Genomic DNA, 13413 nt, shown 5'->3' with positions numbered 1-13413 from the left:
TATCTCATTTCATATTTTGTACATTTGTTTCGTGAATAGTTTAGTAATATACCCAGCGTTTTTAGACTTCGAGGAAATTGTAATAATTTTGGTCGTAGCCGTTGTCCTTTTTGGACCAGATAAAATCCCTGAAATAGCAAGAGGATTAGGAAGTGCAGTACGTAAACTTAAAGAAGCTTCAGAAGATATAAAACAAGAAATCATGAACCCTGTAGAGGACGTGAATCCTGTAAAAGATATTCAGAAATCGATAAAGGATTTAAATCCAATGGATGATATTAAGAATTCATTTCAAAAAGTGAATCCAATGGATGATTTTCAAAAATCTTTTGATGAAGTTCGTAATCCAGTAAATGAGATTGATGAAATAATTCATGAACAACCTCAAACTATTGATACAATTCCAGTAGCAGAAACAGTAGTTCCTGTGGAGGATGTAAATGTAGTTAATATTGAAGAAATAGTAGAACAACCAAAAGAAGAATTAAAACAACAAGTAGATGAGGCTCCAAAGGAGCATAATAATTCTGTAGATGAAGCTCCAAAGGAGCATAATAATTCTGTAGATGAAGCTTTGGGATTAGGAGGTTCTGTAAGTAGGTAATTATTTTTATGATTCAAGATTACTTTAATTGGGATGCTCATTTTTTTCTATTTTTTAATAATTTAGGAAATACTCAATGGGATTGGTTTTGGTTAAGTGTTACAAATAAAAAAACATGGATACCACTATATGTCTTTTTCTTAGTTTTATTATATTTTAAACTTGGTTGGAAAAAAACATTAATCGCTGGTATTTGTATTGCATTGATGATTGCTTGTGCTGATCAGTTTACCAATATTATAAAAAATCATTTTCAACGATTAAGACCATGTTATAATCCAGATATACAAGGACTTTTTAGACCAATAGATTGTGAAGGTCGAGGAAGATTTGGTTTTACATCTGCTCATGCATCCAATCATATCGCATTAGCAATATTTATAGGTTATATCCTCAGAAAAAATTACAAATGGTTAATTTATGTCCTTATTTTGTGGGCATTACTCATAGCATATAGTCGTGTATATGTAGGTGTACATTTTACTGGTGATATCTTTTTTGGAACATTAATAGGAATATTTTTTTCTTATTTATTTATCAAACTCTATTATTATTTAGAAAAAAAATATACTTAAGATAAATCAATAGTAGAGATGAATAATTTTTTATTCATCTCTATTTTATTTTGGGCAAACACTTCGTGCCGTGCTTTCCATTACAATCACTTTTGCAAATTAACTAAATATAATAAACGATTGATTTACAATTATAAAATATCTTATTGAATTTATTTTCAATATTTATTTATATTTATCTTAATAGATATAGATTTTCATTTTTCATTCTTATATAGAAAATCCGTAACTTTGGTTACAAACATAGAAAAAACTCATTATTACCTTTTTAAAATTATTAAACATTGTATTTAGATTTAGAAGAACTTAAATATTTATTGTCAGAAAGTGTAGAACCACTTACTGGATGGGAATCACACGAAAAATTATCTCCCCCATATCGACAAAAATATGATATAGAATATATAAAAAGAACAAATCCTAAACAAGCTTCTGTAATGATATTATTGTATCAGAACGAGTTTGGTGAAATAGAGTTTCCTATAACAATGCGTGTTGATTATGATGGAACACATTCTCATCAATTCTCATTACCCGGAGGACAATTTGAAGAGCAGGACATTAGTTTTGATGAAACAGCAATAAGAGAAACAGTTGAAGAATTAGGAGCAGAATATGAAAATATTGAAGTTATAAAACAGTTAAGTGAAATTTATATTCCACCAAGTAATTTCCTTGTTTATCCTTATATCGGTGTTTACCATGGAGAACCAAATTTTGCACCAGAGGAAAGAGAAGTAGAATATATAGCTCCAATTGATCTTGAAGCATTCCTTAATGCAGATTTCGAAGTTTTTGAACGTGAATTTTCTGGACAAACAGTAGAAATTCCTGGTTATAATATCGGAGATGAAGAATATCTTTGGGGAGCAACAGCAATGATTTTAGAAGAATTTAAAGATTATTTGAAAATCGTATTAAATTTGTAACCATAAAAAAAGAAAAACGTGTCTCAAAAATCTAAAAAAAAGAATGCATTTCGCGATTCATTTGGACATTTATACTTCCTGAAAAGAACTTTAATTTTCTTATTAGGTTCATTTACTTATAATAGATATAATGGCTTTAATAAATTAAAAGTTACAGGAACTAAAAACTTAGTTCATTTACCAAAACAAAATGTGTTGTTCGTATCAAATCATCAAACTTATTTTGCTGATGTATTTGCTATGTATCATGTTTTCTGTAGTGTAAAAAATGGATTTATAGATACTATAAAAAATCCAATTTATTTATTGAATCCTAAAATTGATTTTTATTATGTTGCTGCAGAAGAAACAATGAAAGATAATCTTCTTACAAAATTGTTTGCTTATACAGGTGCTGTAACCGTAAAAAGAACGTGGAGAGCGAAAGGACAAAACGTAAATAGAAAAGTTGATTTAAACGAAATAAATAATATAGATATAGCTTTGCAGAGTGGTTGGGTAGTAACCTTTCCACAAGGTACTACAACAGCTTTTGCACCAGGACGTAGAGGAACTGCACATCTTATTAAAAAAAATAAACCAATTGTAATTCCTGTTGTAATAGATGGTTTTCGTCGTGCTTTTGATAAAAAAGGATTACGTATAAAAAAACGAGGAATTAATGCAACACTTACATTTAAGGAACCATTAGATATCGATTATGAAAATGATTCTAATGATGATATTATGCAAAAAATAATGAATTCTATAGAACAAGCACCAGAATTTAATCGTGTTCGTCCTATGGAAGAAATTCTTGCAGAAAATAGTGAAATCTCTTTGGATGATTATCTTAATGAAGATGATGAAGAATTTGATGATTTCGATGAAATGGGATACGACGAAGAAAATAATAAAGACTAAAAAATATTACTCAATAATATAATGAAAAAAGTTCATTTTATTGCAATTGGAGGAAGTGCAATGCACAATTTAGCAATTGCTTTGCACGAAAAAGGATATCAAGTAACAGGTTCTGATGATGCTATTTTTGAGCCATCAAAAACTAGATTAAATCAAAGAGGTATTTTACCTCAAGAGATGGGATGGTTCCCAGAAAAAATTACAGAGGATATAGATGCTGTTATTTTAGGTATGCACGCTCATGCTGATAATCCAGAAATGTTACGTGCTCAAGAGTTAGGTCTTAAGATATATTCTTATCCAGAATATTTATATGAACAGTCGAAAGATAAAACAAGAGTTGTAATTGGTGGTTCTCATGGAAAAACTACAATTACATCAATGATATTACATGTTCTTCATTACCATAATATTGATGTTGATTATATGGTTGGTGCTCAATTAGATGGTTTTGATGTTATGGTTAAACTCACAGATGATAATGAGTTTATGATTATGGAAGGAGATGAATATCTATCATCTGCTCTAGATCGTCGCTCAAAATTCTTACTTTATCAACCAAATATTGCATTAATATCAGGAATTGCTTGGGACCATATTAATGTTTTTCCAACTTTTGAAGATTATACTTCTCAATTTTCAAAATTTGTTGATTCTATTGTAAATGGAGGAGCACTTATTTATAACGAAACAGATGAAGAAGTTGTAAAAATTGTTGATGAAACAGAAAAGGCTATAAAAAAATTTCCTTATCATTTACCAGAACATTTTATAGACAATGGTATTACTTTTATAGAAACTGAAGATGGACCGATTCCTCTTGAAGTTTTTGGAAATCATAATCTAATGAATTTAGAAGGAGCGAGAGCTATTTGTAAACAACTTGGAGTGATGGATGATGATTTTAATGAAGCAATTCAATCTTTTAAAGGAGCATCAAAACGATTAGAATTAATCAATAAGACAAATGACTTTGTAGCATATAAAGATTTTGCTCATGCACCAAGTAAAGTTACATCTGTTACTAATGCTGTAAAGGAACAGTATGCAGATAAAACAGTAGTTGGATGTTTAGAAATACATACTTATTCATCTCTTAATCCAGAATTTTTAGTTCAGTATAAAGGAGCTTTAAATAAAGCTGATATTAAAATTGTAATGTATAGTCCAGAAGCTTTAGAGATTAAAAGAATGCCAATGATATCTCCAGAAGATATTAAGAAAGCATTTGATGACGATTCTATTTTAGTTTTTACGAATGGAGAACAGTTACAGTCTTACATAGAATCTTTAGATAAAAAGGATAAAGTATTTTTAATGATGAGTTCAGGTAACTTTGGAGGAGTTAATTTAAACGAGTTATTTAAAGCTTAAATCAAAGACATCTCATAAAACATAAAAAAAGCACAATGAATAAATTTATTCATTGTGCTTTTTTATTCAAAAATCAACAATTATTTCGTTTGATTTTCTTTATATCTTTTATCAGGAGTTCCGTCTTTTTTTACATGTTTTGTTGTAGACTTATATCTTTTATCAGGGGTTCCATCCTTTTTTAAAGGAACTGAATTAGTTGTAGTATTTACTTTTTTTTCAGCCTTATCAGCTTTTTTTTCAGCTTTTTTTATTTTATTGTCTGCTGTATTTTCAGCTTTAGTAGTCTTTTTATCAACTTTTTTCTTTACTGCTTCTTTTTTTGTTTCAGTAGTTTTAGTTGGATTTTGTTGCGCATAAGTATATCCTAATCCTAGCACTAAAAATAATGTGAATAATAATTTTTTCATTTTGTTCATTTTAAATTAATAAGTTTAATTTACACAATTTTCATGCAAAAAAATGAGTTTTAAATCATAAAATTTTACTAAAAACTATTATTTATTCTTCAGTAGAATAAATTTAATCAATTCTGTAATTAGAAACTATAATAAACTGTTCACATTTAATTTAAAGTCTATTTCGTATCTTTGGAAAAAGACATTGTTATGGCAGAGTATATCAGAATTCATCCCGAAAATCCACAAGAAAAAGCAATTGAACAAGTTGTCAAGATATTACAAAATGGAGGTTTGGTTATTTATCCATCTGATACAGTTTATGGGATTGGTTGTGATATAACAAATCTAAAGGCAATGGAAAAATTGGCACGTTTTAAAGGAATAAAACTTGATAAAGCTAAATTTTCAATTGTATGTAATGATTTAAGCCATTTGTCTCAATATACTTTACCTATTGATAATGGAACATTTAAAATATTAAAAAGGGCTTTACCTGGTCCATTTACATTTATTATGAATGCTTCAAGAAATTTACCAATTGCTTATAAAGGTAAAAAGACAGTTGGTATTCGTGTTCCAGATCATTTAGTTCCTCGTGCAATTGTAGAAAAATTGGGTAATCCAATTGCATCAACGTCAATTTATGATGAAGACGAAATTATTGAATACACAACTGATCCTGAATTAATTTTTGAGAAATGGGAAAAATTAGTTGATGCTGTAGTTGATAGTGGTTATGGAGATAATATAGCTTCTACAGTTGTAGATATGACTGATGGGGTAGATGTGCTTCGACAAGGTAAAGGAGATATAGAAGATTATCTATAATTTTAAAAAAAGAAAAAATGAAAATATTACTTTCACCAGCTAAGATGATGAATTTAGAAACTGAAGCGAAATGGAAAGCTACTTCTCCCCAGTTTTTAGATCATTCTCAAGAAATTATGAATGTCATGAAGGAGATGTCTTCATCAGATTTAGAAAAACTGATGAAAATATCAAAAGATATTGCTGATATGAATGTTGAGAGAAATCAATCTTGGACAGTTAAACCTTCTACAAAACAGGCAATTCCTGCTGCATTAGCTTTTAAAGGCGAAGTTTATAAAGGATTAGGTGCTGAAACATTAGAAGATAAATCGTTAGATTATTTAGATAAAAATGTATTCTTACTTTCTGGATTATATGGTTTATTACGTCCAACTGACAAAGTAATGCTATATCGTTTAGAAATGGGGTCAAAATTAGATGTAAATGGTTCTAAAAATTTATATGGATTTTGGAAGGAAATTCTTACACCTTTTTTTAATTCAAAATTAAAAAAAGATGAATTTATCTTGAATTTAGCAAGTAATGAGTATATCAAAGTATTGGATAAAAAAACATTAAAAGCTCCAATTATAGATGTAGAATTTCAGGATTACAAAAATGGAGAACTAAAAAAAATCATGATGTATTTTAAACATGCACGTGGTTCTATGGCTCGTTTTTGTGCAGAAAATAATGTTCAAACCTTAGATGAAGTAAAATCATACGATATAGATGATTATCGTTTTGATGCTAATTTATCAACAGATGATAAATTAATTTTTACAAGATAATTTTAATAAAATATAAATAAATGAATGATGCAGTTGTGCTAAATATTTCAATAGATAGTTCTGCTGAAAAAATATGGCAAGTTTTAACTGATGTTGAAACATTTAATCAATGTTTTGAGAATATAAAAAAGATTGTTTCAGGATCAATTGAATCTGGAAAAACAGTTTTAATAGAATCGATACATCACGAAGAAATAATAGTAGATGAAGTAAATATAAAATCTGCTTATATAAATGAACGCTTATCTTTTGGTCTAAGAAAACAAAATTCTGAAAAGGAGATAGATGTAACTTTTAGTTTAAAACCTTCAGGTAATTTTACTTACTTAACAATAGAGGGAAGAAATTTTTCAGATGAATTTGATCGATCACAATCAGAAAACAATTGGATTAATATGATGCAATTAATAAAAAAATATATACAATAAAAAATAGCCAGTAAATTTATTTACTGGCTATTTTTTTATTCTAGAATTTATCTTCAATATATTCTTGTATTTTATTTGTAATGATTGGTACAGCTACCATAATTAACCCAGAAATAAGAATTTTTGATAATCCATTCATAGGATACTTTTTAGAAGCTTTATTACCAAACCAATTTAAGGTATTTTCAACCTTTGATGTAGCGAATTGAGAATCAGATCTTAGATTAGATACAAAATCAACAGCTCTATTTACAAATGAATTTTCATGTTTATTTTCAGAAAGTTTCATTTCTAATCTAAGTTTGCGTTTTGCTAATCTTAAATCTTCTAAAGTTTTAATTCTAGAATTATCTTTTTTATTCTTCATTTTCTTCATCATCTTGGTTGTTCATTGCTTCCATAGCATTTTCAACTGCTATATTAGTTAAAAAAAGCTTGATATTCTTTTTAAATAATATACAAAGAACCATTATACATAAATGGATTCCTGTAACACTTAAAAATCCTAAACCAGTATCATTAAAATAATTTCCTAAAATAAAACCTAAAGCTAAACTTCCTAATAATAATAGAAATAAAGTAAAAACAGATAAAATTAAAACGTAAATGCCACTTGCGAGCATACTACTCAATGAATCTACTAAATCATATTTCGCTAAGGAAATTCTATTATTAATATAATTTTTAAGTTCTTTAAACATTGGATGGTTTATTATAGGTTATAAATTTAGATATATTTTATCAAATAAATTTATTTAATTTGTTTTAATATAGGTTTTAATTAAACACCTACATTTTCTTCAAATTCATCTTTTAACTCATCTTTTGCTTTGTCTGCTTTAGATTTCAATTCTTTACCAGATTCTTTCGCTTTAGCAATAAATTCATCTTTTTGTTCAGCTAATTTATATTTAATTTCTTCTAATTTAGCTTCTAATTCTTTTTTAGATTTTTTAGCTTTTTCAGAAAAGTCATTAGCATATTTGTCTAATTCTTTTTTTAATTTGTCAGCTTCTTTTCTTAATTTTTTTCTTGTTTCTGCTCCAGATTCTGGTGCATATAATAAACCAACTACAGCTCCAATTGCTGTTCCGATTGCTAAACCTGCTAATAATTTAGTTGCATTATTCAATTTACTCATAATAAAGTTTTTTTTGAGATTAAACGTATATATATTTACACTTATAAATTTACAAAAACAATACCAAAGAATAAAAATCATTTTTAAAAAACTACAATAAATGTTAATATTATCAGAAAAGTCTAAAAGCATGCCAGCGTCACCAATAAGAAAATTAGTTCCTTATGCAGACAAGGCAAAAGAAAGAGGTACAAAAGTTTATCATTTAAATATTGGTCAACCAGACATAGAATCTCCAAAAGCTGTTTTAGATGGATTGAAGAATTTTAATTCTACTATTATATCTTATACTCATTCAGAAGGAACGTTAGAGTATAGAAAAGCATTGGCAAATTATTATACAAATAGAGGAATAGAAAATCTTACACCTGAAAATTTTATAGCAACTTTAGGAGGATCTGAAGCGTTATTATTTATATTTGGAATTATTGCTAATCCTGGAGATGAAATAATTATACCAGAACCATTTTATGCAAATTATAATGGATTTACTTGTGAAAACGATGTAAATATTGTTCCTATATCTTCAGCAATAGAAAATAATTTTGCATTGCCATCTATAGAAGAATTCGCTAAAAAAATAACAGATAAAACAAGAGCTATCTTAATTTGTAATCCTGGTAATCCTACAGGATATGTTTATTCTAAAGAAGAATTGATTCAATTAAAAGACTTAGTTTTAAAACATGATATTTATTTAATCGCGGATGAAGTTTATGCTGAATATTTATATACAGAAGAAGAATTTACTTCTATTTTAAGTTTTCCTGAATTAGAAAATAATGCTATAGTCATAGATTCTGAATCTAAACGTTTCTCATTATGTGGAGCACGTTCAGGTTCATTAGTTTCAAGAAATAAACAATTTTTAAATGCTGCAATGCTTTTTGCTCAAGCTCGTTTAAGTCCAGTAGAAATATCTCAACATATAGCTACTTTGGCACATCAAAATGTTGGAACATATTTTGAAGATTGTCGAGCAGAATATTTAAAAAGACGAAATATCTTGGTTGAAGGTCTTAAAACAATTCCAGGTGTTATTTGTCCAAATCCGAAAGGAGCTTTTTATTGTATGATAAAATTGCCAGTCGATAATGCTGAAAAATTTGCTGTGTGGTTATTAGAATCATTTAGTGATAATGGAGAAACGGTAATGTTAGCACCAGGAGAAGGTTTTTATTCGAACCACGAGTTAGGAAAACAAGAAGTAAGATTAGCTTATGTTTTAAAAGAAGAAGATTTGATACGTTCTGTAGAAATTTTAAAAACTGCTTTGGAACAATACCCAGGAACAATAAAATAATACATATAGATTAATATAAATGGATATAAGAGAAAATTATTCATTAAAGTTATACAATACTTTTGGAATTGAAGCGAAAGCAAAATATTTTGCAGAAGTTTCTACATTACAAGATTTAAAAAATATTTTATCTTTTAGAAGAGAAAATAATCTACCAATACTTTTTATTGGTGGAGGAAGTAATATGCTTTTTGTAAATGATTTTTCAGGAATTGTATTAAAATTGAATCTGAAAGGGATTGATATTTTAAATGAAGATGAGGAATATGTTTATGTACATGCTCAAGGAAGTGAAAATTGGCATCAGTTTGTTCAATGGACTTTAATGCAAGATTTTGGAGGATTGGAAAATTTATCTCTAATTCCAGGTAATGTTGGTACAGCTCCTATGCAAAATATTGGAGCTTATGGAGTAGAAGTAAAGGATTATATTACAGAAGTACAAACGCTTGATTTAGATACTGGAAAAGAGAGAATATTTAAGAATGAAGATTGTAATTTTGGTTACAGAGAATCTATTTTCAAAAATGAACTAAAAGGTCAATATGTTTTAGTTGGTGTTACTTTTAAATTAACAAAGAATAATCATGTTCTGCACATTGATTATGGTGCAATAAAAAGCGAACTAGAACAAGAACAAGTTATTTCTCCAACAATACAAGATATCAGTGCAGCAGTTATTAGAATTAGAGAAAGTAAATTACCTGATCCATCTCAAATAGGAAATTCGGGAAGTTTTTTCAAAAATCCAGTCATTACTGATGCTGAATTTGATGAAATTATCAAAAATAATCCTGATATTTCTTATTATAAAACCGACTCTGGTGTAAAATTAGCAGCTGGTTGGTTAATAGAAAATGCAGGTTGGAAAGGTAAACGTTTTGGTGATGCAGGTGTTCATGATAAACAAGCATTAGTTCTTGTAAATTATGGAAATGCGACAGGAAAAGAGATTTACGATTTATCTCAACAGATAATTGATGATGTTCAATCAAAATATGCTGTTACACTTACTAGAGAAGTAAACATTATACAATAATAATTAAAAAATGAGCTTTTATAAAAATTAAAGGCTCATTTTTTATTTTTGGCAAACCCTTCGGGACCCGCTTTTTGTTCCAATCTTTTTCTAGGGAAAAAGGATTTTCTCGTCAATCGGTTTTGCAGAAGACAAAATAACTAATCAGTTAAAATATCTTCAAAATGCGTCAGGTTATATTTTTTCTTAATTCTTTGTTTTGCTTTTTTAATAGCATCGTAACTTACTCCAAGTAAATTAGCAGACATGTCGTTATTCAATCCTATTTTGGCTAATAAAATAACTCTTAGATTAGATTCTGTAAGGTTTTTAAAACTATTATTTAGTTTAGAAAAATAATTGGGATATTTTTTTATAAATTCAATTTTAAAACTATTCCAATTCTCTTCTGTCATCAAGTGAAATTCTAGTATTTTATCTATTTCAGAGTTTATTTTATCAGAATCGAAAATAGATTTTTTATACGTTTTTGAAGCTTGCTTTTTTAACAAAGAAATTTGTTCGTTTTTTTCATTTAAAAAGGAAATGTATGATTCTATATCTTGATTACTTTGTAGTAATTTTTCATTTAATTTTTCTTTATCTAATTGTAGTTGTAATGTCAAATTTTGTATTCTATTAATTGTATTTTCATTCTCTAGCTTACGGTTTCTATAAAATAAAAAAGCTAATAAAAACAAAAGAATAACAGCTGAAAAAATAAAGATAGAAATGGTTTTATTTTTCTTAATTAAATCATCTTTTAGTTTTATTTCTTCATTTAAACTCTTCTTTTCGTAATTATAATTTATTAAATTAATATTATCATCAGAGTCTTTATCAACTAATTTGGTTTCTATTTCCTTTAATTTTTTTAAGACGTTATATTCCTCATTTTTATTGTTTCCCAATTTTAGGAGTAATCTATATTTTTCGTTTAAAAACTTGTATTCATCTGCAATAAAATAATCTCTACTTTGTGCTATTTGCAAAGCCAAATCTATATTTTTTATTGCAAGATCTATATCACCAATTTTATCATAATATAAAGACAATCTTTTATAATATAAGATTAAGTAATTTATATTATTTTCTTTTTTTGTAATAACATAAGCTTTGTCCAAATTATTTTTAGCTTTCTGATATTCTTTTTTTTGTATGTATATTTCAGACAGATTACCTAAAATCTTAGCATATCTTATAGAATTATTATTTTTAATTGCATCTTTTATTCCAAGTTGAAAATAATATTCGGCATTTTTTATATCATTTAATCTATAATAATTCATACCTATATTATCATAAATTTCTGCATGATTAACATTACTATATCTATTCACTTTTTTTAAATAGAAATTAGAAGAGTCATATATTTTTATTGTACTGAGATAATAACCTATAATTTTATAGGTTTCATAAGGTTCAAGAATATATTTTTCATCAGTCCTCTGCACTAAATTTTCAAGTTCTAGGAACAATTTGAATATCTTATTTACATCTCTAGTGTAGTGATAATTGTACCAAGCATATCTGCTTAATATCCAAATGTATTCAGGAGAGTTTTTATTTTCAGAAAGTAAAAGAAAAGCATTTTTATATAAATTTTCTGCTTTGTTACTCGATTTATCTTCTTTTTCTACGATTATATCTGCTTGTAATGTTGTATATATGGCTTTATATAATGGAATGGTTTTATTCTCGATTATTTTTTTTTCGATAATATTTAATCGTTCATCAAAAGAGAGATTACCATTTCTCATTTGATGGATTAAGGTATTTTTTTCATTAATATCTTTGTGATCCATTGAAAAAACAAAAAAAGGAAAAAGTATGATTATACCTAAAAAGATTGATTTTAAAACTCTATTTATATTCATTATTTATGTCCTGAATATTCTAAAAAATAAAAATTGTTAATGGTAGTATAGAGTATGTAAAATTAACAAATTTTGATCAATATGTTTTTTACTTATCTCATTTTCCATAATTAAAAAATGAAAATGATAAGTTTGCTTTTATTTTTTCCGTTTTTTATAAGTTTAAAATTTTAATTTTCAATATTTTAATTGTTTTTTACAAATGTTGCTAATTTTATTTGTCCCTTTTTTGTCCCCCTTTAAAATTCTTTTTAAAAAAAAATGAAAATTACTTTTGTATTATTCTTTACTCTACACAAAATTTTAAGAAACAATTATTCACATGAGAAAAATATACCTATTTTTTTGCTTTTTATTTATTGTAAATCTACTTAATGCAATGGTAAATGATGAAAATAAAATTTTTAATCAATTAACCAATAATGTATCAATAACTATTACTCCAGACAGCAAAAATATACTTTACGTAAAGAAAGGAGGTTCAGGAAAACAAGATGGATCATCTTGGGACAATGCCATAGGCGAATTGGCAGATGCACTTTTATGGGCAAACGATGAAAACAAGAAAAATGCTTGGACTAGTAGTAATCCACTGAAAATATATGTATCCAAAGGAACTTATCATCCTTTATACTCACCAGAAGATGGAGTAAATTATGGGAAAGATAAAGATAAAGATAATACATTTCTGATGGTAAATAATGTAAAATTATACGGAGGTTTTGATCCCGATAATAACATAAAAACATTAGATGATAAGCGAATAATACCAGATGGAAAAAATGAAGCACCTAATGGAACGATATTAAGTGGCGATTTTAACGGAGATGATATAATAAGTGGTAGTGGAAAAACACTAGAAATAAAAAATAATACGGAAAATGCTTACCACGTAATTGTAGCTGTTAGTAGTTCTAAAATAGAGCTTAGTATAGATGGGTTTACAATAAAAGGAGGAAATGCAAGAGATTCTAAAATTTTAATTAATGGAATTTCTTCTTCTAGTAATGGAGGCGGAATTTTTTCTTCTTCTTCTTCTTCAGTAAGTTTAGTCAATTCTAGTGTGAGTGGAAATAGTTCTTCTTATTCTGGAGGCGGAATTTTTTCTTCTTCTTCTTCTTCTTCAGTAAGTTTAGTCAATTCTAGTGTGAGTGGAAATAGATCTTCTAGTAATGGAGGCGGAATTTATTCTTCTTCATCTTCATCTTCTTCAGTAAGTTTAGTCAATTCTAGTGTGAGTGGAAATAGTTCTTCTTATT

Annotated in this window: 16 protein-coding genes; 11 read left to right on the top strand and 5 right to left on the bottom strand. The window is 27.2% G+C overall.

What is annotated here, in order from left to right:
- Positions 1 to 31 precede the first annotated feature (31 nt).
- From RT575_RS11085 to murC, 5 genes are all read left to right on the top strand, one after another.
- A complete protein-coding gene (locus RT575_RS11085) occupies positions 32 to 604 on the top strand; it encodes a twin-arginine translocase TatA/TatE family subunit (protein ID WP_313580857.1) in 573 nt (190 codons plus the stop codon).
- Between the two features lie 8 nt (positions 605 to 612).
- Positions 613 to 1179 carry a phosphatase PAP2 family protein gene (locus tag RT575_RS11080; RefSeq protein ID WP_313386642.1) on the top strand — a complete coding sequence of 189 codons (567 nt, stop codon included), beginning with the start codon at positions 613 to 615 and terminating at the stop codon, positions 1177 to 1179.
- Positions 1180 to 1463: 284 nt separating this feature from the next.
- The gene (locus RT575_RS11075) at positions 1464 to 2108 is read left to right on the top strand and encodes a CoA pyrophosphatase (RefSeq protein WP_313386643.1); all 645 of its coding nucleotides are present in this window, start codon (positions 1464 to 1466) and stop codon (positions 2106 to 2108) included.
- Positions 2109 to 2126: 18 nt separating this feature from the next.
- Complete coding sequence (locus RT575_RS11070) at positions 2127 to 3011, top strand: lysophospholipid acyltransferase family protein (RefSeq protein WP_313580855.1); 885 nt, start codon at positions 2127 to 2129, stop codon at positions 3009 to 3011.
- Between the two features lie 21 nt (positions 3012 to 3032).
- Positions 3033 to 4385 carry a Mur ligase family protein gene (murC, locus tag RT575_RS11065; protein ID WP_313386645.1) on the top strand — a complete coding sequence of 451 codons (1353 nt, stop codon included), beginning with the start codon at positions 3033 to 3035 and terminating at the stop codon, positions 4383 to 4385.
- 80 nt (positions 4386 to 4465) lie between these two features.
- On the opposite strand, the gene RT575_RS11060 is transcribed toward murC, so the two are convergent.
- Positions 4466 to 4795 (bottom strand): hypothetical protein, encoded by a 330-nt coding sequence (locus RT575_RS11060; protein WP_313580853.1) that lies wholly within the window; start codon positions 4793 to 4795, stop codon positions 4466 to 4468.
- 198 nt (positions 4796 to 4993) lie between these two features.
- Here RT575_RS11060 and RT575_RS11055 point away from each other — a divergent pair, with 198 nt between their 5' ends.
- Genes RT575_RS11055 through RT575_RS11045 form a run of 3 tightly spaced genes read left to right on the top strand, consistent with a single transcriptional unit; the run spans position 4994 to position 6815 of the window.
- Positions 4994 to 5614 carry an L-threonylcarbamoyladenylate synthase gene (locus tag RT575_RS11055; protein ID WP_313580851.1) on the top strand — a complete coding sequence of 207 codons (621 nt, stop codon included), beginning with the start codon at positions 4994 to 4996 and terminating at the stop codon, positions 5612 to 5614.
- Between the two features lie 17 nt (positions 5615 to 5631).
- Complete coding sequence (gene yaaA, locus RT575_RS11050; protein WP_313580850.1) at positions 5632 to 6387, top strand: peroxide stress protein YaaA; 756 nt, start codon at positions 5632 to 5634, stop codon at positions 6385 to 6387.
- Between the two features lie 20 nt (positions 6388 to 6407).
- Complete coding sequence (locus tag RT575_RS11045) at positions 6408 to 6815, top strand: SRPBCC domain-containing protein (protein ID WP_313580849.1); 408 nt, start codon at positions 6408 to 6410, stop codon at positions 6813 to 6815.
- A gap of 40 nt (positions 6816 to 6855) precedes the next feature.
- Here RT575_RS11045 and RT575_RS11040 read toward each other — a convergent pair whose 3' ends face one another.
- From RT575_RS11040 to RT575_RS11030, 3 genes are all read right to left on the bottom strand, one after another.
- Positions 6856 to 7182: a hypothetical protein gene (locus tag RT575_RS11040; protein WP_313386650.1), complete on the bottom strand. Its 327-nt coding sequence runs from the start codon at positions 7180 to 7182 to the stop codon at positions 6856 to 6858.
- Positions 7172 to 7516, bottom strand: a complete 345-nt coding sequence (locus RT575_RS11035; RefSeq protein WP_313386651.1) for a phage holin family protein — start codon at positions 7514 to 7516, stop codon at positions 7172 to 7174. The genes RT575_RS11040 and RT575_RS11035 overlap by 11 nt, the downstream gene beginning before the upstream one ends.
- A gap of 80 nt (positions 7517 to 7596) precedes the next feature.
- Positions 7597 to 7956 (bottom strand): YtxH domain-containing protein, encoded by a 360-nt coding sequence (locus tag RT575_RS11030; RefSeq protein ID WP_313386652.1) that lies wholly within the window; start codon positions 7954 to 7956, stop codon positions 7597 to 7599.
- A gap of 100 nt (positions 7957 to 8056) precedes the next feature.
- Here RT575_RS11030 and RT575_RS11025 point away from each other — a divergent pair, with 100 nt between their 5' ends.
- Both RT575_RS11025 and murB read left to right on the top strand, forming a co-directional pair.
- A complete protein-coding gene (locus RT575_RS11025; protein WP_313386653.1) occupies positions 8057 to 9259 on the top strand; it encodes a pyridoxal phosphate-dependent aminotransferase in 1203 nt (400 codons plus the stop codon).
- A gap of 19 nt (positions 9260 to 9278) precedes the next feature.
- Positions 9279 to 10298 carry a UDP-N-acetylmuramate dehydrogenase gene (murB, locus tag RT575_RS11020; protein WP_313580846.1) on the top strand — a complete coding sequence of 340 codons (1020 nt, stop codon included), beginning with the start codon at positions 9279 to 9281 and terminating at the stop codon, positions 10296 to 10298.
- Between the two features lie 140 nt (positions 10299 to 10438).
- Here murB and RT575_RS11015 read toward each other — a convergent pair whose 3' ends face one another.
- Positions 10439 to 12154, bottom strand: coding sequence for a tetratricopeptide repeat protein (locus RT575_RS11015; RefSeq protein ID WP_313580844.1), 1716 nt, complete (start codon positions 12152 to 12154; stop codon positions 10439 to 10441).
- 322 nt (positions 12155 to 12476) lie between these two features.
- Between RT575_RS11015 and RT575_RS11010 the strand changes: the two genes are divergently transcribed.
- Positions 12477 to 13413: hypothetical protein (locus RT575_RS11010; RefSeq protein WP_313580842.1), on the top strand; the 937-nt coding region annotated here is incomplete at its 3' end.

The organism is Chishuiella sp., assembly GCF_032109125.1.
GTDB lineage: Bacteria > Bacteroidota > Bacteroidia > Flavobacteriales > Weeksellaceae > Empedobacter.
The sequence above is the reverse complement of the archived record's forward strand: the minus strand, read 5'-3'. Positions and strand labels throughout refer to the sequence as shown.